The organism is Gardnerella sp. c12Ub_1 (assembly GCF_055804375.1).
In genome coordinates, this window is sequence record NZ_JANUZC010000001.1 from 1,228,477 (window position 1) to 1,248,875 (window position 20,399).

17 protein-coding genes are annotated in these 20,399 nt (G+C 42.9%); 15 read left to right on the forward strand and 2 right to left on the reverse strand.

Annotation, left to right across the window (positions count from 1 at the left end; translation table 11 throughout):
- Positions 1-40 precede the first annotated feature (40 nt).
- From NYP65_RS04795 to NYP65_RS04835, 9 genes are all read left to right on the forward strand, one after another.
- Entirely contained in the window at positions 41-583 is a 543-nt protein-coding gene (locus NYP65_RS04795; RefSeq protein WP_004131533.1) for a F0F1 ATP synthase subunit B, read from the forward strand.
- 84 nt (positions 584-667) lie between these two features.
- Positions 668-1,249: a F0F1 ATP synthase subunit delta gene (locus NYP65_RS04800; protein ID WP_004131534.1), complete on the forward strand. Its 582-nt coding sequence runs from the start codon at positions 668-670 to the stop codon at positions 1,247-1,249.
- Positions 1,250-1,265: 16 nt separating this feature from the next.
- Positions 1,266-2,942 (forward strand): F0F1 ATP synthase subunit alpha, encoded by a 1,677-nt coding sequence (gene atpA, locus NYP65_RS04805; protein ID WP_004131535.1) that lies wholly within the window; start codon positions 1,266-1,268, stop codon positions 2,940-2,942.
- Positions 2,943-2,945: 3 nt separating this feature from the next.
- A complete protein-coding gene (locus tag NYP65_RS04810) occupies positions 2,946-3,950 on the forward strand; it encodes a F0F1 ATP synthase subunit gamma (protein ID WP_004131536.1) in 1,005 nt (334 codons plus the stop codon).
- A gap of 6 nt (positions 3,951-3,956) precedes the next feature.
- Positions 3,957-5,444: a F0F1 ATP synthase subunit beta gene (atpD, locus tag NYP65_RS04815; protein ID WP_004133619.1), complete on the forward strand. Its 1,488-nt coding sequence runs from the start codon at positions 3,957-3,959 to the stop codon at positions 5,442-5,444.
- Positions 5,445-5,446: 2 nt separating this feature from the next.
- Complete coding sequence (locus tag NYP65_RS04820; protein WP_004131539.1) at positions 5,447-5,761, forward strand: F0F1 ATP synthase subunit epsilon; 315 nt, start codon at positions 5,447-5,449, stop codon at positions 5,759-5,761.
- Positions 5,762-6,056: 295 nt separating this feature from the next.
- The gene (locus NYP65_RS04825) at positions 6,057-7,928 is read left to right on the forward strand and encodes a hypothetical protein (protein ID WP_473410697.1); all 1,872 of its coding nucleotides are present in this window, start codon (positions 6,057-6,059) and stop codon (positions 7,926-7,928) included.
- Positions 7,929-8,270: 342 nt separating this feature from the next.
- Positions 8,271-8,582 (forward strand): Abi family protein, encoded by a 312-nt coding sequence (locus NYP65_RS04830; RefSeq protein ID WP_263053128.1) that lies wholly within the window; start codon positions 8,271-8,273, stop codon positions 8,580-8,582.
- A gap of 80 nt (positions 8,583-8,662) precedes the next feature.
- Positions 8,663-9,160 (forward strand): Abi family protein, encoded by a 498-nt coding sequence (locus NYP65_RS04835; protein WP_257983661.1) that lies wholly within the window; start codon positions 8,663-8,665, stop codon positions 9,158-9,160.
- A 140-nt stretch (positions 9,161-9,300) separates the two neighbouring features.
- Here the strand turns inward: NYP65_RS04835 and NYP65_RS04840 are convergent, their stop codons facing one another.
- Both NYP65_RS04840 and NYP65_RS04845 read right to left on the reverse strand, forming a co-directional pair.
- Positions 9,301-9,603, reverse strand: a complete 303-nt coding sequence (locus NYP65_RS04840) for a HigA family addiction module antitoxin (protein ID WP_473410698.1) — start codon at positions 9,601-9,603, stop codon at positions 9,301-9,303.
- Positions 9,575-9,862, reverse strand: coding sequence for a type II toxin-antitoxin system RelE/ParE family toxin (locus NYP65_RS04845; protein WP_020758781.1), 288 nt, complete (start codon positions 9,860-9,862; stop codon positions 9,575-9,577). Before NYP65_RS04845 ends, NYP65_RS04840 begins: the two co-directional genes overlap by 29 nt.
- Positions 9,863-10,156: 294 nt before the next feature.
- On the opposite strand from NYP65_RS04845, the gene NYP65_RS04850 reads away from it, so the two are divergent.
- The 6 genes from NYP65_RS04850 (at position 10,157) to NYP65_RS04875 (ending at position 20,313) form a co-directional block, all read left to right on the forward strand.
- Positions 10,157-11,200: an FAD:protein FMN transferase gene (locus tag NYP65_RS04850; RefSeq protein ID WP_473410699.1), complete on the forward strand. Its 1,044-nt coding sequence runs from the start codon at positions 10,157-10,159 to the stop codon at positions 11,198-11,200.
- A 244-nt stretch (positions 11,201-11,444) separates the two neighbouring features.
- Positions 11,445-13,049 carry a type I restriction-modification system subunit M gene (locus tag NYP65_RS04855; RefSeq protein WP_473410700.1) on the forward strand — a complete coding sequence of 535 codons (1,605 nt, stop codon included), beginning with the start codon at positions 11,445-11,447 and terminating at the stop codon, positions 13,047-13,049.
- Positions 13,046-14,188, forward strand: coding sequence for a restriction endonuclease subunit S (locus NYP65_RS04860; protein WP_020758068.1), 1,143 nt, complete (start codon positions 13,046-13,048; stop codon positions 14,186-14,188). Before NYP65_RS04855 ends, NYP65_RS04860 begins: the two co-directional genes overlap by 4 nt.
- Before the next feature lie 38 nt (positions 14,189-14,226).
- Positions 14,227-17,538 carry a type I restriction endonuclease subunit R gene (locus tag NYP65_RS04865; protein WP_473410701.1) on the forward strand — a complete coding sequence of 1,104 codons (3,312 nt, stop codon included), beginning with the start codon at positions 14,227-14,229 and terminating at the stop codon, positions 17,536-17,538.
- A gap of 301 nt (positions 17,539-17,839) precedes the next feature.
- On the forward strand, positions 17,840-19,606 hold the full coding sequence (locus NYP65_RS04870; RefSeq protein ID WP_473410702.1) for an FTR1 family iron permease: 1,767 nt from the start codon (positions 17,840-17,842) through the stop codon (positions 19,604-19,606).
- A gap of 74 nt (positions 19,607-19,680) precedes the next feature.
- Positions 19,681-20,313: an iron transporter gene (locus NYP65_RS04875; RefSeq protein WP_473410703.1), complete on the forward strand. Its 633-nt coding sequence runs from the start codon at positions 19,681-19,683 to the stop codon at positions 20,311-20,313.
- Positions 20,314-20,399 lie beyond the last annotated feature (86 nt).

Sequence of the window (20,399 nt, forward strand, 5' to 3'; positions counted from 1 at the left end):
CCAACGCATACAAGTGTTGAAAGAATAGAAAGGACAAGCCATGGCATATGCAGCCGAAACTAATAAACTGGCGTTGTTCTTGCCGGAGCCTTACGACGTTATATGGTCGCTGGTTATTTTAGTTGTTCTTGCAGCGTTTTTCTACAAGTTCGTTATGCCTAAATTCCAGGCAATTCTTGATGAGCGCGCAGAAAAAATCGAAGGCGGAATGTCTAAAGCAGCCAACGTGCAGCGTGAAGCTGATGAGCTAAAGAGCCAGATGGAAGAAGAACTCGCCCAAGCTCAAGCAGATGCTGCGAAGACTCGCGAACAGGCTCGTGCACAAGCTTCCAAGATTGTTGATGAAGCAAGACAGCGTGCAGAGAAAGATGCTGCGAAGATTATTAGTGAAGCTCAGCATTCCATTGAAGCTCAGCATAAGCACGCCATGACTAGCCTCCAAGGAGAAGTCTCGGTACTCGCTGCGGCGTTAGCTGGAAAGATTCTTGCTTCTAAGCTAGATGACGATACCGTAGGCTCCAAAATCATTGATCATGTGATTGATGAAGTAGGAGACGTTAAGGATTCGGCGCAAAACAAGTAGTCAAAGCAAGCTTTCACTAAGTCTTAAGTTTTATGTCTTAGTGTTGCTAATGCTACTTAGTTTTGCATAAATGAGGAGGTACGGATGCCAGAAAAGGCATCGCGAGTAAGCGAAAACTTATCGCGTTCTTCGCTTGCGCAAGCCATTTCAGACGCTCATGACGAAGCTCAGCGCATATCTGATGAGCTTTCAACAATGATGGATACGATCGAAAAGTATCCAGAGCTTTCTGATGCCATTACCGATCCAAATAGGTCTTCGGAAGATAAGTCTCGCTTAATCGACGAGCTTATTGGAGGTAAGGCGCATCCCGTTGTTTTGCGCATTATGCACTACCTGGTGGGAACTTGGCACGGTGGCGCAGAAAGTGGCAAGACGGGCAGCTTTGGCGGCGCATGGTCTGGTTTTGAGCGCGAAGCAGGCGAAACTTTGGTTACTGTTACAACCGCTCAGCCTCTTACGGATAAGCAAATCAAGCGTTTGATTGAGATTTACAGCAATAAGTTGGGTCATCGTGCGTACATAAACCCAATCGTAGATCCAAACGTGCTTGGTGGAATGCGTATACGTATTGGCGATCAAGTAACAGACCGCACAATGTTAATGCAGCTTAAGCAGCTGCAGCGTTCTGCGCGCAATGGCGCTTGGACACAGGCAGTGAAGTAATAAATTAAGGAGAATTATGGCGGAACTATCTATTGATCCCGCCCTTATACGCAAGGCACTTGACGGGTTTGTTGACTCGTACAAGCCAGCAGACATGCCAACGCAAGAAGTTGGATATGTTGTTACGGCTGGTGACGGCATTGCGCACGTAGCTGGATTGACTGGCTGCATGGCAAACGAGCTGCTCACCTTTGAGAACGACACCTTGGGCCTAGCGTTTAACCTTGATGCTCACGAAATCGGCGTGGTTATTCTAGGCGATTTTACGGGCATTGAAGAAGGGCAGGAAGTTTACCGCACTGGCGAAGTGTTATCTGTGCCAGTGGGAGACGCCTATCTTGGTCGTACAGTAGACCCATTGGGTAATCCAATTGATGGTCTTGGTGCGATTGAGTGCAAGGAGCGTCGTATTCTTGAAGCCCAGGCTCCAGACGTGATTCATCGTCACCCTGTGGACGAGCCTTTGTCTACTGGCTTAAAGGCCATTGACGCAATGACGCCAATCGGCCGCGGTCAGCGTCAGCTGATTATTGGCGATCGTCAAACTGGTAAAACAGCAATCGCAATCGATACGATTATTAACCAGCGCACAAACTGGGAAAGCGGAGATCCAAAGAAGCAAGTTCGTTGCATTTACGTAGCAATCGGACAAAAGGGTTCAACAATCGCTGCTGTACGTCAAAGCCTCGAAGAAGCAGGCGCTATGAAGTACACAACAATCGTTGCAAGCCCAGCTTCGGATTCTGCAGGTTTTAAGTACATTGCTCCATACACTGGTTCTGCAATTGGACAGCATTGGATGTACAACGGCAAGCATGTTTTGATTGTTTTCGACGACTTGTCTAAGCAAGCAGAAGCATATCGTTCGATTTCTTTGCTTCTTCGTCGCCCACCTGGGCGTGAAGCGTACCCAGGCGACGTGTTCTATCTTCACTCTCGTCTGCTAGAAAGATGCGCAAAGCTTTCCGACGATATGGGCGGCGGCTCAATGACTGGCTTGCCAATTATTGAGACCAAGGCAAACGATGTTTCTGCATACATTCCAACCAACGTGATTTCTATCACCGATGGTCAGATCTTCTTGCAGTCCGATTTGTTCAACGCGGGTCAGCGCCCAGCAGTCGATGTTGGTATTTCCGTGTCTCGTGTTGGTGGTGCTGCTCAGGCTAAGGCTTTGAAGAAGGTCTCTGGCATGCTTAAGATTTCGTTGGCTCGTTACAAGTCTTTGGAATCTTTTGCAATGTTTGCTTCCGATTTGGATGCAGCTTCCAAGGCTCAGCTCACTCGTGGCGCTCGCTTAACCGAGTTGCTTAAGCAGAAGCAGTTCTCGCCTCGTTCCATGGAGCAAGAGGTTGTTTCCGTGTGGGCTGGTACTCATGGAAAGTTAGACGACATTCCTGTAAAAGACGTGCTTCGCTTTGAAAGCGAGATGTTGGATTATCTCGATAAAGGAACCGACATTTTGCAGGTGATTCGCGATACCGAGGACTTTACAAAAGAGACAGAAGCAAAGCTTGATGCAGCAATCGAAGATTTCCGTAAGTCATTTAAGACTTCTGCAGGAAAGCCTTTGATTGTTAAGGATTCTTTGCCTCCTGCTGAAAATCCTGCTCCTGTTGAGAAGGAAAAGCTTGTTGCAAAGCCAAAGTCGGATGGTCGCGATTCAAGCAATAACGAGTCTGAGGGGAAGTAGCGTATGTCTTCCCAACTTGCATTGAAATCGAGAATTATTTCCACACAGTCTTTGGGTAAAATCTTTAAGGCTCAGGAAATGATTGCGTCTTCGCATATTGCAAAAGCGCGAGATATTGCGCTTAATGCTAAGCCATACAGCGACGCAATTTTCGATGCCGTGCAGGCGTTGGTAGCTCATCACGAAGCAAACATTAAGCATCCAATCTTTGGAAAAGAGCGTGCGGGCAATCGCGTAGCCGTGCTGGCGTTGACTTCCGACCGCGGAATGGCGGGCGCGTTTACGTCTTCGATTATTCGAGAAACCGAGGCTCTGCTTACAAAGCTAGATGCCGAAGGAAAGCACGCAGAGTTGTACGTGTATGGTCGCCGAGGTGCAACCTATTACAAGTATCGTAATCGCGACGTTGCAGGCACTTGGGAAGGGTCTACGGATCATCCTGATGTAACAATCGCAGAGCGAATCTCCGATACTTTAATGGACGCGTACATGACTCCCGAAGAAGATGGCGGTGTTAGCGAGCTTTACATTGTGTTCACTGAGTTTATAAACATGGTGAGGCAAAAGGTTCGTACGCTACGCATGCTTCCAGTTGAGCTGGTTCCGTTAAAAGACGGCGAAGAGTTTGCTATGCATAGGCCTGACTACGAGGCGGCTTCTGGCCCTTCTGCTTCGCTTTCGTCTACGGGTGCGGTTTCGGCGCGTGAAGAAGCTGTTAGTCGCAGCAATCCAGATGCTGTGGAATATTGCTTTGAGCCTAGCCCAGACGAGGTTTTGGATGCGGTTTTGCCAAAGTATATTCAGTCGCGTATTCACGAATGCTTGCTTACATCTGCCGCTTCCGAAACAGCTAGTAGGCAAAATGCTATGCACACGGCTACAGACAACGCCCGCAATTTGGTGGATGATTTAACGAGAAAGCTTAATGCTTCTCGCCAGGCTTCCATTACACAAGAACTTACCGAGATTATCGGCAGCGCTGATGCGCTGAATAATGAGGAGGAATAGGAGCATATGGCTGAAAATCAGACCACAGCACCTCCAGAAGATGCAAAGGAAAGCGACCCAACGGCTGGCCGCGTAACCCGTGTTCAGGGTTCCGTGATTGACGTTGAGTTCCCAGTTGGCTATCTTCCAGATATTTACAATGCTCTCAAGGTTGATATCAACACCGTTGGAAACACGGAGGGAGATACCGTCCACGAGATTACATTGGAAGTTGAGCAGCACCTTGGTGATTCAACTGTGCGAGCAGTGGCGCTTAAGCCTACGGACGGTTTGGTTCGCGGCGCTTTAGTTAGGGACACTGGCGGCCCAATTTCTGTGCCTGTTGGAGATGTTACAAAAGGTCACGTTTTTGACGTTACTGGCAATATTTTGAACGCTAAGCCAGGCGAGAATATTGAGGTGACTGAGCGTTGGCCAATCCACCGCAATCCACCTGCTTTCGATCAGCTTGAGTCTAAGACTCAAATGTTTGAAACGGGCATTAAGGTTATAGATTTGCTTACGCCTTACGTTCAGGGCGGAAAGATTGGTCTGTTCGGCGGCGCAGGCGTTGGTAAAACCGTGTTGATTCAGGAGATGATTCAGCGCGTTGCACAGAATCACGGCGGCGTGTCTGTGTTTGCTGGTGTTGGCGAACGTACTCGTGAGGGTAACGATTTGATTGGCGAAATGGCTGAGGCTGGCGTTTTGGAGAAGACGGCGCTTGTCTTTGGTCAGATGGATGAGCCTCCTGGGACTCGTCTTCGCGTGCCTCTTACCGCTTTGACTATGGCTGAATACTTCCGCGATGTGCAGAATCAGGATGTGTTGCTGTTTATCGACAACATCTTCCGCTTTACTCAGGCTGGTTCCGAGGTTTCTACGTTGCTTGGTCGTATGCCTTCTGCAGTTGGTTATCAGCCAAACTTGGCAGACGAGATGGGTGCGTTGCAGGAGCGTATTACTTCTACGCGCGGCCATTCTATTACGTCGCTTCAGGCTATTTACGTGCCTGCAGATGATTACACCGATCCTGCACCTGCAACAACGTTTACGCACTTGGATGCAACTACCGAGCTTTCGCGAGACATTGCAGCTAAGGGTATTTACCCAGCTGTGGATCCTTTGGCTTCTACTTCTAGAATTTTGGATCCTCGTTATGTTGGCCAGGCTCACTACGATTGCGCTAACCGCGTAAAGGCCATTTTGCAGCGTAATAAGGAGCTTCAAGACATCATCGCTTTGATTGGTATTGATGAGCTTGGTGAAGAAGATAAGACCACTGTGAGCCGCGCTCGTAAGATTGAGCAGTTCCTTGGTCAGAACTTCTACGTGGCCGAAAAGTTTACTGGCCGCCCAGGTTCTTATGTTCCAGCAGACGAGACGATTGAAGCGTTTACGCGCATTTGCGATGGCGTTTACGACGAGATCCCTGAGCAGGCGTTCTCTGGCATTGGTGGCATTGACGATCTTGAGCGTCGTTGGCACGATATGCAGCAAGAGTTTGGTGCGTGATTATGGCAGAAAAGCAAGTGAAAACGCTGCACGTTAGTGTGGTTGCAGCCAGGCATCCTGTTTGGGAAGGCGATGCTAAGTTTGTTGTTATTCCTTCTGTGAATGGCACAATGGGTGTTCTTCCTGGGCATGAGGCTGTGCTTGCGTTGATTGATCACGGATTTGTAAAGGTTGACGATTTGCAAGGCGTTCGTCACGTTTTTAAGGTGACTGACGGCTTTTATTCCGTTGACAACGATCACATTACGATTGCTGTTGAGCATAGTTGCAATGTTGATAAAGACGGCAACGTTTTGCCTAATGCAAAAGTTATTTAGCCTGACTCTTACGGTTTTATAAGGCCTAAGTTTCATATATTGCAGGAGTTTGCGATTATTTATCGCGACTCCTGCTTTTGTTTTATCTGTTTTATCTGTTTTAGCGTTTGATCTGTTTTATTTCTGTTTCATCCCTGTTTATCTGTTATGGAAAGGTTATAACAATACATTAGGGGGGTAGGGTATCTGCATACTTTGTAATGATTTAATTTAAGCCTAAATTGAATCACTTATTGTGCTGTTTTAGCAAATAGGCTCTTCGCACGATGATTCGTGATGAGAGGAAAGGAAAAGTATGTTAAGTAAAAAAGCGATTGCCGCATTTGCAGCGGTAGCGACTTTTGTTTCGGGAATTGCGTTTGCAATGCCAGCGTTGGCTAATAGCGCGACTACAGTTCAAACGAATAGCGGTGGAGAATCTGCTAAGCATCCTTCTGTAGCGAAGCTCGAAAACCGTGTAAAAAACTCTGGTCTTCTTAAAAGTGAAATTGCTGAGCTTTTAGATTATGTTAGCAAGAATGCTTCAAAGGTTACTGGTCATGGTGACGGTAATGCTAGTGTTGTTAAGCATGTAGATGACACGATTGTTAAATATCGTGCTAGGCATCTCGACGTTATTGGTTTGCATGATCTTGCTAAGCAGATGCGTGAAGCTGGTGACTTCACGTCGGCGAAGAAAATTTTCTACGGTAGTAAAGATAAGCGCGATAATGCTCAAAGCGCATACGTTAATGGTAAAGCTGCTTTAGTTAAAAAAGCTAAAGATGAGGGTCTTACTTTAGTTGCTAACAAGATTAAAGAGTCTAATTACAGTTCTTTAGCTTCTTTGGAAAATTTGCTTAACGAAGCAGAGAAGTATGCTAAGGAAGACTTAATTAAGCAAGCAAAAGCTAAAGGTTTCAACTTTACTGCTACGCTTATGAGCAAAGCTGCGACTTTTAGTGGCGCTCGTGCTTTATTTAACGAAGCTCAAAAAACAATTACAGATAGTGCAATTAAAGGCATTGTAGACCTAGGGACATCAGAGGAAGATTTTCTTAAGGCTTTAAAAGCAAGTGGTAAAAGTGCTACGCCTTCCCAGATTGAATTCTTTAGAAAAGAATTGCAAAAGCGTCGCGATGGCCAAGAAAAATCTTATACTAATGCCGTTGAATTAGCTCAGCTAGTTAACACGGGAATGTTTACTGCTACTGGTGATGAAAAGACTGCTGTTGCAAAGTTCCTTGGAGTTGTAAATAGTTTTGGCAATAAGACTTTTGCTGACTTTACTACTGCTGAAGCAAATCAAGCTGGTGCTGCTGCCGTAGAATTTAATAATAAGATTTCTGTAAATCTTAAGAACGCTATTAAAAACTATAAGGTAGAAAAGGAAGATCTAGCTAAGCAAGCAGATGATCAAGGTTTCCACTTTATAGCTAATTTGATTCGTAACTCTAAGAAGTCTAGATTGGTTGCTTTAGAGAATCTTCTTGCGGAAGCTAAGAAGAGCAAGAATAGTGCGCGTGAAAAGAATCCAGGAGCTTCTGGTGATGTTCTCCCAGATAAGTCGGAAGATAAGTCTGGTGATAAGCCTGCAGAAAAAGCTCCATCTGCTCCATCTGTTTCCGATTCCAATGCTACTCAAGATTCTTCCACTAAGACTGAGTCTTCTGAGAAGACAGCTCAAGCTAAAGCCGTAGTTCCTGCGGCTCCTAAGAGTGTTAATGATCTTAAGCCAGAATTAAAAGGTACGCTAAAGGTTGGATTCAACAACAGTGTTGTTGCAGGTTCTGTGAACAAGGTTTTTGTGAACGTTAGCAACAAGGCGTTCCTTGATCGCTTGCATAGCGAGGGTTCTGTTAAGGCTTACGCGTTTATGTATTCCACTCCTAAGCTTTTGCGTAGCGTGGATGGTAGTGATTTTGTGACTGTTAAGCTTGGCGCTGATGGTGTTCCTTATTTTGATGCGCAATTCCCTGCTGGTTATTCTGGTAAGCATACTGTTGTTCTTGTGGATGAGCAGGGTAATCAGCTTGCTTGGACGGATATTACTGTTGCAAATAGTACGTCTGGCCAGGGTGATGGTAAGGGTGTTTTGCCTGTTACTGGTGCTGCTGGCGTTTTAGTGGCTTTTGCTGCTTTGATGTTTGCGGCTTCTGGTGCAGTGTTGCGTAAGGTGCGTAGCTAATTAATATTACTGCTACGTGTTAGCGCTAGTGTTTTAGGGCTTTCGCGTGTGTTCGCTTGCTTGTTTTCTTTCTTGCTTGCGTTCACACTCGAAGGCCCTTTTGTATTCTGTTTATTGCGTTCTGTTTATTATGTTTTGCGGCTTATGTGAATATCGTTTCACTTCGCAAAATTAAAAAATTTTCAAATTTGCGAAGTGGGATTTGCTCAGCGTTAAAGTGTGTGTATTTATCTACTTACTTATTCTTCCTGCTTTTCGTGTTCTTTCTTATACTTGAATCATTAAAGAAAAAATAAATAGTTTTATTAATTATTTGAATTATTTTTTGTGGATGGGGGTTTCATGTTAAAGACAGAACAACTTATAGATAAACTAAAAAATAAGGGTGTCACTTTTCAAGAATGTACAGTTGAGGATGCTATTTCATTTTTGAATGAGCATAATTATTATGTTAAAGTTACTGCCTACAAAGCCAATTTTCATAAGCATAATGGTAAATATGTGGGTCTTGATTTTATGGCTCTAAAAGATTTATCTATTATTGATATGTATTTAAGGCGTTGGATAATTGGCGCAAGTCTTAATGTGGAACATTCTTTAAAAGTTAATATATTAAAAAATATACAAGAAAAAATATTGATGAATTCAGTATAGTAAGTGAATATATCGCAGAGTATCCACGCATTACAACAGAGCTTGATAATAGACGTTCTACTGCGTATGTGAAGAATATATTGGGTAAATATACTCACCCTAATTATCCTATATATGTTTTTCTAGAAGTGATTCCATTTGGAGAATTTGTTAATTTTTACAAGTATTATTGTTCAAAGTATCAATACTGTGGATTTAATTGTACATTGCTGGATAGCATAAGAAGTATACGAAATGCTGCAGCTCATAGCAATTGTGTTATTCATGATTTAACGAATAAAGATGGTTTTTATAATAGTTATTTAGCTTCTAGACTTGTTGAATTATTGCCTGATGTAAGAAAAAGGACTATTCAAAATCGGTTGAAAAATAACTGTGTGCAAGATTTTATTTCGCTGCTTATTGCTGTAGATGATGTTATAAAGAGTGAGGATTTGAAGGATCATTGTTTGCAGGAAATCAAGGAATTGTTTGACGGTAGGATGATTAGTAATAAGGACTTGTATAAGTCATCTACATCACTGCAACAGATGTATGCTTTTTGTAAAGAGATTGTATATAATGTACAGCCATCATAGTAATTTATTAAATACGACTTGAAAACGGAAGTTTTGCGGGCGATGCATTTATGCGTCGCCCGATTTTTTTTTTCTGCTTACCCAAAAATTTTCAACCTTGCGAAGTGGTATTTGCTCAGCATTAAAGCGTGTAAATCATGTTACGCCGAAACGAGTGGTGTTATGTTGCCGATGCTGGATTCGTCAAATCGCAAAATGTCGTAGTCTCGTTGAAGATTGAGCCAAAAATCTGGGGTAGTTCTAAAAGCTTTAGATAGCTTGTATGCCATTGCTACACTGATTTCGCGTCTGCCGTTTAAAATTTCTCCAATAGCTGTTTGCGATGTGCCGATAGTGTGAGCAAGCTTGTATGAGCTTATTTTAAGAGGTTCCATAAATTCTTCGCGCAAGATTTCGCCTGGAGTGCTCAAATAGTTATCTGTGGTAGTCGTCGAAGTAGACATCGTAAGCTTCTTTCGTATTATCGTTCCATTTGAAGATTAGTCTGTACTGTTTATTTACTCTTATGCTCCAATACCCAAGTAAATTGCCTTTGAGTGGCTCAAGTTGATTCCCTGGTGGCGCTTTAAGGTCTTGTAAATTGTATGCAGCCTTTAGTATCTGTAGCTTTCTCTTTAGGATTTTTTCTAATCCTGTTGGATAACCTTTGGGGTATGATCCGCCGTATAGGTAATCATTAAGTTCCTTTTCTCTGGTTTCCATAAAACTATGGTAATGCATTGCGTTACTAACGTCAAGCGTTAGTGTTGCTTGAATAGTGGACACGTGATGTTGCCAATGCTTCCGATGTTTCTATAGTGCGTTTTTGCGAAAATGTAGGTATAGATGAGTATTTTTTGCGTGCTATGCCTTCATTTTGCCAAAATGTAGGTATAGAATGCGACTTCCTGTAAACCATGACGACATTTTGCTGTTTTGTGGCTTTTTTGGAGGGGGGGGTATTGTTGTGGTTTTTTATGATTGATAAAGTGTTTGATGTTGGGAGTGAGGCAAGCGATGTTTAGGAACGTTGTGGCGATTGAGCGCGCACTTGGCACGGGGATTATTATCTCTAGCAGCGTGCCGATTTCGCAGCGCGTGCAGAAGCGGATTCGCGATTTTATTGAAGAGTATGAATCGGTGCTTTCGCGCTTTCGTGCGGATTCGCTTGTTTCGCGCATGGCTCGTGCGGAGCATGGCGGCGAGTTTGAGTTTCCAGCATGGGCTGGGCCACTCTTTGCACTTTATAGCGAGTTTTACGATGCCACTCGCGGTGCTTTCGACGCGTGCATCGGCGGGGATCTGCTTGCGCTTGGCTACAATAATTCTGTGCAATTCGTTCCAGAGTCGGCATCTAGCGCGAGTGATGATAGTGACAGTTGGTCTAACTATCGCCGCGCTCTTCCAGTTACGTGGTCGGATATTTCGCAAGATAGCGGCAGTGCAACGCTTTGCACAAATCAGCCAGTGCAGCTTGATTTTGGTGCAGCTGGAAAGGGCTATTTTGTAGATCTCGTAACACAGATTATTAAAGAGGAGCTTGGTAGTGATTCGCCTGCGGATAGCGATTCGCATGCGGATTTTGATTTTCTTGTAAACGCTGGCGGAGATATGCGCGCTTGTTTTAGCGAAGAGAATGATCAAATAAAAGTGGCTCTGGAAAATCCGTTTGACACAACTCAAGCAGTTGGAGTGGCATCAATCGCAAGCGGAGCGTTGTGTGCATCGTCTAGTGCAAGAAAGCGTTGGAAAGTAAAAGAAGCAAGTTGCTTAGGCAAAGATGCAAGTGGCTTTGAGTCTAATTTAATTGCGACTCACTTGATTAATGCGCTTGACGGCATTCCTGCTTTCGATTTATGCGCCAGCTGGGTTTATATTCCTGCTAAAACTTGCGATTTTCCAACAGCTTACGCCGATGCGCTCGCAACGGCATTGTTTGTATCGCAAGAAAGCGATTTGCAAAAAATCGTGCAAACTACCAGTGCTGAGTTTGCTGTAATCTCGCCAAATCATGCGCTTCGCAAAACGCGTGCATTCCCAGTGCACTTTTTTGCCGAATGATGCTGAGTAATGCGGACTAATGCTGAATAATGCCAACTAATGCCCAATAATGACTATGCGAGCTATCTTGCTTGCAAGAATCGAAGCTAGGCTAAGCGATGCGAGTGGCGTTGCTGTTGATTGTGCGCGTTTACAGTAGAATATTAAAGAACGCGTATTTAGTTTATTTAATTATTGCGTTTATTTATATATTGCGCATACGCTTGCACGAATTGCGCGAATTGCACGAATAGGGAGCAGTAAAATGGACACTCGCAAAGAAGAAGAACGCGCGGAATTGCATCGCACGATTTGGAAGATTGCCGACGATTTGCGAGGTTCCGTTGATGGTTGGGACTTCAAAGCATACGTATTGTGCACTATGTTTTATCGCTATATTTCCGAGAATTTATGCGATTACATCAATAAAAACGAGCATGAATCTGAAGGCGGCGATCCAGACTTTGATTATGCAAAAATAAGCGATGAAGATGCCGAGCCTCTTCGCAGTGAGATGATTTCTGCTAAAGGCTTCTTTATACTTCCTAGCGAGCTGTTTTGCAATGTGCTTAAGAATGCTCCTCAAGATAGCAATCTAAACGAAACGTTGAGCCGCGTGTTCCGCAATATTGAAGCTTCTTCTCAAGGAACTGATTCGTCTGACGATTTTAAGGGATTATTCTCCGATTACGATGTGAATAATATTAAGCTTGCAGATACTGTTGAAGGCAGAAATAAGCGTTTTGTTAGGTTATTGCAAGTTATTAGTGAGATGAAGCTTGGTAGTGTAAACAACAACGTGATTGAGGCTTTTGGTGATGCTTACGAGTATTTAATGGGCTTGTACGCTTCTAACGCTGGCAAGTCTGGTGGCGAATACTTTACGCCTGCAGAAGTTTCAATGCTGCTCACGCGCCTTGGAACCATTGGAAAATCAAGCATTTCAGACGTATATGACCCCGCATGCGGTTCTGGCTCGCTTCTTTTAAAAGCCAAAAAAGTGCTAGGCATTGAAAACATTAATGGCGGTTTTTACGGTCAAGAAAAGAACGTTACTAGCTACAACTTGTGCCGCATGAACATGTTTTTGCACGATGTGAATTTTGATAAGTTTACTATTACGTGCGGCGATACTCTTATAAAGCCGAAAAACGAGGATAATAAAAAGTTTGAGCTAGTTGTTTCTAATCCGCCTTATTCTACGAGTTGGGAGGGGGATTCTAATCCGTTGATGATTAACGATCCTCGTTTTGCTCCAGCTGGTGTGCTTGCTCCAAAAAGCAAGGCAGACATGGCGTTTGTGTTGCACTGCTTGGCGTATTTGGCGGAAAACGGTGCTGCTGCTATTGTTTGCTTCCCTGGGATTATGTACCGCGGCGGAGCCGAGCAAAAGATTCGCCAATATTTAGTTGAGCATAATGCTGTTGATTGCGTGATTCAACTTCCGAGCAACTTATTCTTTGGCACTTCGATTGCTACGTGCATTATGGTTTTGCGCAAAAACAAGCGGAATGATACTTCTATATTGTTTGTTGATGCGAGCCGAGAGTTTGTAAAGTCAACGAATAGTAACAAGCTTTCGGACGAGAACATTGAGCAGATTGTTAAGTGGTACACTGCTAGGCAAGATGTGGAGCACATTGCGCACGTAGCGTCTTTGGAAGAAGTGGAATCCAATAAATACAATCTTTCCGTCTCCACTTATGTTGAAGCGGAAGATACTCGCGAGAAGATTGATATTGCGGAGCTTAATGCGCAATTGCAAACTATTTGCGCTCGTGAGCAAGAGTTACGCGAGCAAATTGAGAAGATTGTAAGCGAGATTGAAGCTGGCAGCGTTAACTTTGATAATAGCGAGGTGGCTCAATGACTAGCAAACTTGAGGAATTAATCGCTGAGCTTTGCCCGAATGGTGTGGAGTATAAGGCACTAAGTGATGTGTCTGATATGAAGCGCGGCACGACTGTTACAAAAAAGAGTGTTAATCCTGGTGATATTCCTGTGATTTCTGGCGGTCGCGAACCAGCTTATTATTGTGATATTTCTAATAGGAACGGCGAAACTATCACTGTTGCTGGCAGTGGTGCAGGTGCTGGATTTGTGCAATATTGGGATAAACCTATTTTTGTTTGCGATGCTTTTTCTGTTAAGGGTGTAAATGATTTAACATTAACTAAGTTTTTGTATTATGTTTTGCTTAGTAAGCAGGAAGCTATTTATGCTACGAAAAAAGGCGGCGGCGTACCACATGTGCATATTTCAAGCATAAAAGATTTTGAAATCCCAGTTCCGCCGCTTGAGGTTCAAGCGGAGATTGTGCGGATTTTAGACACGTTCACAGAGCTTACAGCAGAGCTTACAGCAGAGCTTACAGACCGTAAAAAGCAATACGAGTATTATCGCGATACCTTGCTCACTTTTAACGATAATAATCCTCTACACTCGCTTATCTCGCGCTACTGCCCAAACGGTGTGGAGTATAAAAAACTCGGTGATATTGCTTTTATTTCAACTGGCAGTAAATTAAGTGATATTCAAGAATCACCTTCTTTGTATGAATATATTAATGCTGGAACTACTAATTCTGGATATTCATTAGATTGGAATTGTGATGGGGATGTGGTGACAACGCCTTCTAGAGGTCAAGGTGGTATTGGTTATGTTGGGTATCAAAAAAATAAGTTTTGGCTTGGACCTTTATGTTATAAAATCGCTGGAAATGCTGACTTTGTATTAAATAAATATCTGTATTATTGCTTGTCAAATAATTCGTATGCAATATTGTCTCTTAAGAAAGATGGCGGAGTTCCTGCAATTAACAAGTCTGACTTGGAGGAGTTAGTTCTCCCCATCCCGCCTCTAGAAGTACAGAATCAAATCGTACAAATTCTGGATCGCTTTGACGCATTGTGCAATGATCTAACTCAAGGCTTGCCTGCAGAAATCGAAGCTAGACGCAAGCAATACGAGTATTATCGAGATCAACTCCTAACCTTCAAGCGTGCGTAATTAAAAATTCGAGTGTGAGTAGATAAGAAGGAAGCAAAATGAAAATCGTGTTAGAGAATCAAGATAGCACTGTAATGTCTACATTTACGCCGAGCGCGCGCAATAACGGCAACTATCAAAGCGAAGCGCAACTCGAAGAAGAGTTCATTAACATTTTGCAATCCCAAGGCTACGAGTATGCTCACATTCACAACGAGAAAGATCTTATAGCAAATCTTCGCGTGCAAATCGAAAAGCTCAACGACTACCATTTTTCAAATGATGAGTGGGAAAGATTTTTCAAAGAAAATATTGCAAACAGCACTGACGATATAGTTAAGAAAACAGATACTATTCAGCGAGATAACGTTAAAATACTCAAAAAAGATGACGGCACAGATAAGAACATTACTATTATTGACAAAGAAAATATTCACAAGAATATTGTGCAAGTAATCAACCAGTATGCTGTTAACGCAAACGATAGTGCAAACAATAATGCAAACGATAATGATGCAAATGGCCCTGCTCGTAGCAATCGTTACGATGTGACTGTTTTAGTAAACGGCTTGCCAATGGTTCACATTGAGCTAAAGCGCAGAGGTGTGCCTATTAGAGAAGCGTTCAATCAAATTAACCGTTATGCTCGTGACTCATTTTGGGCTGGAAGCGGACTATTTGGATACGTGCAAATTTTCGTAATCTCAAACGGCACTGAAACAAAGTATTACTCCAACTCAACTCGCAATAATGCTTACAACGAGCAGAAAAGCAAAGGATCTAGCAACACAACAACAAGTAACAGTTTTGAATTTACAAACTATTGGTCCGATGCTCAAAACACTATAATCTCCGACTTATGCGATTTTGCTAGAACATTCTTTGCAAAGCACGTAATTCTTAACATTCTTACAAAATATTGCGTTTTTAATGCAGACAAATGCTTGATGGTAATGCGACCATACCAGATTACTGCAGCAGAAAACATAGTGAATCGCGTAAAATACATGTTTGCTAATGCGAGCAAAACGCCAGCATCAGAGCGTCAAAAGGGCGGCTATATTTGGCATACTACTGGATCTGGCAAAACGCTAACTAGCTTCAAAACATCGCAGCTAGTAAAAGCGTTAAAAGACGCAGAAGGCAAGAATCTTGTTGACAAAGTTTTGTTTGTTGTAGACCGTAAAGATCTTGACTATCAAACAATGAGAGAATACGACAGGTTTGAAAAAGGAGCCGCAAATAGTAACACTTCAACATCTGTGCTTACAAAACAGCTAGAAGACAATACGGAAGAATGCAGGCTTATTATAACCACTATTCAAAAGCTTAGTAGGTTTATAAGCAACAACCCAAGCCATGAAATTTACAAAAAGCGCATAGTGTTTATTTTTGACGAATGCCACAGAAGTCAGTTTGGAGGCATGCATGCAGATATTGTAAAACACTTTAAAAATGCTCTGCTTTTTGGGTTTACTGGCACGCCAATTTTTGAAGCGAACGCTGCTGGCTCCGACGCTGCGCATATTTCTACAACCGAGCAAACCTTTGGACCGTGCTTGCACACGTACACAATCATTAACGCGATTAACGATAAAAATGTGTTGCCATTCCGCGTGGAATACGTTGCTACTGTAAAAACGTCGAGCGAGCTGGAAAAAGCAACCGACGAATTGGTTAAAGATATTAATCGATCAGATGTAATTAAGCACCCGGAGCGCGTGCATAATGTTGTTCAATACATTATTGAGCATTTTACTCAAAAAACGTATCGCAACGAGAAAACTTACAAATACAAGCGCATTATTAACGTTAAAGAACTTGCTGCAGATAAGCATAATACTTTAGATGCTAAAAAATCTTCTGAAGCAGTTGACGTAAACGGATTTAATTCAATCTTTGCTGTTGCAGACATTCCTCTTGCAAAAGCGTATTACAACGAGTTCAAAAAGCAGCAGCAAAATCTGCCTCCAAGCGAACGCTTAAAAGTAGCAACTATTTTTAGCTATGCAGTAAACGAGGGTGAGTCAGATTCTTCGGCGTACGCCAACGGCATGGGTTCTCTTGGAGAAGAAAATTCAGAAAGCACGGCAAATCTAGACGCAAATTCGCAAGAATTCTTGGAAAGTGCAATAAAAGACTATAACGAAATGTTTAATACTGCGTATGATGCGTCAAATAACAAATTCCAAAACTATTACAAAGACGTTTCAATTCGCATGAAAAATAAGGAAATTGACGTTTTGATTGTAGTCAACATGTTTCTAACTGGTTTTGATGCAACAACTTTGAACACGCTTTGGGTAGATAAAAATCTTCGCATGCATGGGCTTATTCAAGCGTTTTCGCGCACAAATCGAATCTTAAACTCCGTTAAAACATTCGGAAACATTGTGTGCTTTAGGGATTTGAGTTATAGAGTTGACGAAGCGGTAGCTCTTTTTGGAGATAAAGATGCGCAAGGTATTGTGCTATGCCCTACGTTTGAGCAGATTTATAACGGTTATATTGATGCTAAAGGAATTGAGCGTTGTGGATACAGCGATTTAGTAAATGAGCTTATGGAAAAGTATCCGCTGCAAGGATTCAACATTGTTGGAGAAGAGAATCAGAAAAAGTTTATATCGCTTTTTGGTAATATACTGCGATTGCGTAATATGCTGAAAGCTTTCGATCAATTTGAAGGCAACGAAATAATCAAAGAGCGCGATATGCAAGATTACTTGGGGCATTACCAGGATTTGCATGAAGAGTGGAAGCGCAAAGAGCAAAAAGGCGAGATTGCAGACATTACGGATGACGTTGTGTTTGAGATGGAGCTTGTGCGCCAAGTAGAAGTAAATATTGACTACATTTTGATGTTAGTAGAACATTACCATAGCAAGCATTGTAAAGATAAAAATGTTCTTGCTTCTATTAGGGTGGCGGTTGACTCTAGCCCGCAGTTGCGTAGTAAAAAGAAGCTTATTGAAGGGTTTATTGCGCAGCTTAACGAGAATGAGCTTGGGAATCTTGTGGATTCTGAAGGTAACATTACCGTTTACGATTCTAACGGCAACAAGTTGAGCATTGTTGATTGCTGGAGCGAGTATGTTGAGAAAAAGTATAATCATGATTTGGCGCAACTCGTGCAAAGCGAAGGATTAAACGATGCTTTGACTCGCAAGTTTATGGAGAAATCTTTTAGCGCTGGCGAAGTGAGTGAGCTTGGTACAGATATTAATGATTTAATGCCTAGAATGAGCAGATTTGGCGCTGCGGCTAAGGCGCGCGCTGAGAAGAAAAGTCGCATTGTAGAAAGTATGAGAAACATGTTTAATGAGTTTGTTGGGCTTATTGGCTTTTCTCAATATGATTCGCAAAAAGATTGATAATTATCGTTATCAATATCATTTTTGTAATATTTGCGAGTTTTTTGCTCTGAACTATATCAATCTACTTGATATATCGATATTATGTTGATGGGGTTACTTGCGAGGCGACTTCAAATATAACAAAACAGAACAACCGCGTAGAAATCGCCAAAAAATTTGAACGATTAAAACTGAAGACTAAAAACTGAAGCTAAAACTTAAAGATAAAAGCTGCAGATAAAACTAAAAAATAGGACGAAAATAAAAGAAGTTGGGTGCGCTCGATGGGGATTAGAGCCAAAGGAGATATGGAGACATTATGCACGCGTGTGCAAAAGCGCGCCAAAAAGCACGGCAAGTGTATGCATTTTTACTTGCTATATGCGTTTTTGTAAGTTGCGCAATAGGGTTTGCTGGGTTTGCTGGGTTTGCTGGTGTTGCTGGGCTTGCTGGACTAATCGCAGCTCCAACGCCTGCTTATGCTACGGATGCCAATAAAACATACAACACTTGGTCGGAAGTTTCTTTAGCTATTAAAGATCAGCTAGAACAAGGCAAAAGCGAGTATGCAAACGCAAATATGGCAGGAGCAGCAACCAGGTTTCAAGCTGCATACAACTCTGTTTATGTAGCTTCAAACATGATTACAGTTGTGCGAGATGCGATTAGTCAGAATAAAGTCCAATCGCAAAGTGACCAATTCCAACAGTTACAAACGCTGGTATATCAACAAAATCAGGCCGCGCAAATTAGTGAAGTTGTATCTGCTCTAGAAGCAGACGTTGCGCAAACCGCATCTCAATTAGACTCAAACGCAAATCTAGATAAGCCGAATGTTTATGCATCCAAATTGCGTGCGCAAATCGCAAAAGAACGCAAAAAGCTCGATGCTGCAAAAAAGAAGAATCTTGGACGAAACGGCAGAACTTGGAGTCAAGTAGCGCGAGAAATGAACGTTATACTCGACAAATCTGCATCAACGTATAAAGCAGCAAAAGCAAATAAGCAAGAAGTTGCAAAAGCTGTTGATTTAGTGAACGAAGCCTATTACCAGTATTACGAAAAGCTCGGTTTCGAGAAGAACGTTATGAACGCAATAAGCGGAAGCCGAGTAAGCACTGTTGAATATCAATTCAAAGAGTGCAGGCAAGCTATGAACAATGGCAAATCATTTGCGCAAACAAAAAAGCTGTTTACAGATCTTAAGTCAATGCTTATTGAAGATGCATCTAAGCTAGACGGCGGTGCGGCGGCTAATGCCAATGTGTTTATGCAATTTATAACAAGCTCCTTTGGTCAGGCTTTTATAATTTTGCTTCGCGAAGGGTTGGAAGCTCTGCTAGTTGTTGCTGCAATAATCGCGTATCTTATTAAATCTGGGCACAAGAGCATGGTTAAGTACATTTACATGGGTCTTGTTGCTGGAATTGCGGCATCGCTTGTTGTTGCTGCGCTATTTGGATTGTTATTCAATGGCTCTGGACCGCAGCAAGAGATTACGGAAGGCGTTGTGGCGCTGTTTGCAATGCTTATGCTGCTGTACACAAGTAATTGGATGATTTCAAGATCTTCTGTGCAAGCTTGGAACGAGTATATTCGCAACCAAACAACGGCAGCCGTTTCTAAAGGCAGCCTGATTTCTCTAGCGTTGCTAAGCTTCCTAGCAGTGTTTCGCGAAGGTGCAGAAACCGTAATCTTCTACCAAGCGATTTTTGCTGTATCAAGCGGAGCTGACTCCATGATTTGGGGCGGATTCGTGGCTGCAGCTGCTGTTCTAGTTGTAATCTTCTTACTGATTCGCTTTGCGTCTGTGCGCATACCGATTCGCCCATTCTTTGCAGGAACAAGCGCGCTTATGTGCATTTTAGTGGTGATTTTTGCTGGCGGAGGTGTGCATGCGCTTATAGAGGGCGATGCGCTCGCTGGCGCGTATATTCAAGGCTTGCCAACTAACGATTGGCTTGGATTCTATCCGTACGTTGAAACGATTTCGGCGCAAGTCGTAGCTGCAATCGTAGTTGTTGCGCTGTTGTGTGTGAGTTTTGTGCGCGCGCGAAAATCGCAAGCAACCGTTGGCAACAGTTAACGGATAAGTCAAAACTAAAAATCAAAACTAAAAATCAAGCAATAATAAACAATAACTAATAGAAAAGGTTAGATATGAAGAATAAAAAGATGATGGCAATTGCAGCCTTAGCGCTGGCAGGAATGCTAACACTCACTGGTTGCGGTGCAAACGGAAACGCGGCAAAATCTGCTGCTAAGACACAAGCATCCGAGCAAAAGGCTGACGATAAGGGCGGAGACAAGGGCTTTGAAGAGGTTCCAGTTGGACCTCACCAAGACCAGAACATTGGCCCGCTTACGATTGGCGCTGTGTACTTCCAGCCAGTCGACATGGTTCCAGCAGGCATGGGCTTAAAGGCAAGCGAGGCAAGCTTCCACCTTGAGGCAGATATTCACGCAAACAAGAAAGGTGCACAGCTTGGCTACGGAAAGGGCGAGTTTATTCCAGATTTGACTGTGAATTATCAAATTATTGATAAGGCGAGCGGCGACGCTGTTGTAAAGGGCACGTTTATGCAAATGAACGCTTCCGACGGCCCACACTACGGTGCAAATGTTAAGCTCGATAAGGCTGGAAACTACAAGTTAGTGCTTTCTGTTGAATCGCCAGAAAAGAAGGGCTGGATGCTTCACGTAGATCCTGCTACGGGCGTGACTGGCCGATTCTGGACTGAGCCAATTACCGCTACATTCGACGATTGGAAGTACACTCCACGTCAGTGGTAATTTTGCCAGTGGAATGCATGAGTAATGCATAAATAGTGCAAAATGGCGCATAAATAAAAAACAAAAATAGATAACAAATAACACAT

Excerpts from the sequence above, each read along its gene's own strand:
- NYP65_RS04795 (WP_004131533.1), top strand. The coding sequence starts at position 41 with ATGGCATATGCAGCCGAAACTAATAAACTGGCGTTGTTCTTGCCGGAG.
- NYP65_RS04800 (WP_004131534.1), top strand. The coding sequence starts at position 668 with ATGCCAGAAAAGGCATCGCGAGTAAGCGAAAACTTATCGCGTTCTTCG.
- atpA (WP_004131535.1), top strand. The coding sequence starts at position 1,266 with ATGGCGGAACTATCTATTGATCCCGCCCTTATACGCAAGGCACTTGAC.
- NYP65_RS04810 (WP_004131536.1), top strand. The coding sequence starts at position 2,946 with ATGTCTTCCCAACTTGCATTGAAATCGAGAATTATTTCCACACAGTCT.
- atpD (WP_004133619.1), top strand. The coding sequence starts at position 3,957 with ATGGCTGAAAATCAGACCACAGCACCTCCAGAAGATGCAAAGGAAAGC.
- NYP65_RS04820 (WP_004131539.1), top strand. The coding sequence starts at position 5,447 with ATGGCAGAAAAGCAAGTGAAAACGCTGCACGTTAGTGTGGTTGCAGCC.
- NYP65_RS04825 (WP_473410697.1), top strand. The coding sequence starts at position 6,057 with ATGTTAAGTAAAAAAGCGATTGCCGCATTTGCAGCGGTAGCGACTTTT.
- NYP65_RS04830 (WP_263053128.1), top strand. The coding sequence starts at position 8,271 with ATGTTAAAGACAGAACAACTTATAGATAAACTAAAAAATAAGGGTGTC.
- NYP65_RS04840 (WP_473410698.1), bottom strand. The coding sequence starts at position 9,603 with ATGTCTACTTCGACGACTACCACAGATAACTATTTGAGCACTCCAGGC.
- NYP65_RS04845 (WP_020758781.1), bottom strand. The coding sequence starts at position 9,862 with ATGGAAACCAGAGAAAAGGAACTTAATGATTACCTATACGGCGGATCA.
- NYP65_RS04850 (WP_473410699.1), top strand. The coding sequence starts at position 10,157 with ATGTTTAGGAACGTTGTGGCGATTGAGCGCGCACTTGGCACGGGGATT.
- NYP65_RS04855 (WP_473410700.1), top strand. The coding sequence starts at position 11,445 with ATGGACACTCGCAAAGAAGAAGAACGCGCGGAATTGCATCGCACGATT.
- NYP65_RS04860 (WP_020758068.1), top strand. The coding sequence starts at position 13,046 with ATGACTAGCAAACTTGAGGAATTAATCGCTGAGCTTTGCCCGAATGGT.
- NYP65_RS04865 (WP_473410701.1), top strand. The coding sequence starts at position 14,227 with ATGAAAATCGTGTTAGAGAATCAAGATAGCACTGTAATGTCTACATTT.
- NYP65_RS04870 (WP_473410702.1), top strand. The coding sequence starts at position 17,840 with ATGCACGCGTGTGCAAAAGCGCGCCAAAAAGCACGGCAAGTGTATGCA.
- NYP65_RS04875 (WP_473410703.1), top strand. The coding sequence starts at position 19,681 with ATGAAGAATAAAAAGATGATGGCAATTGCAGCCTTAGCGCTGGCAGGA.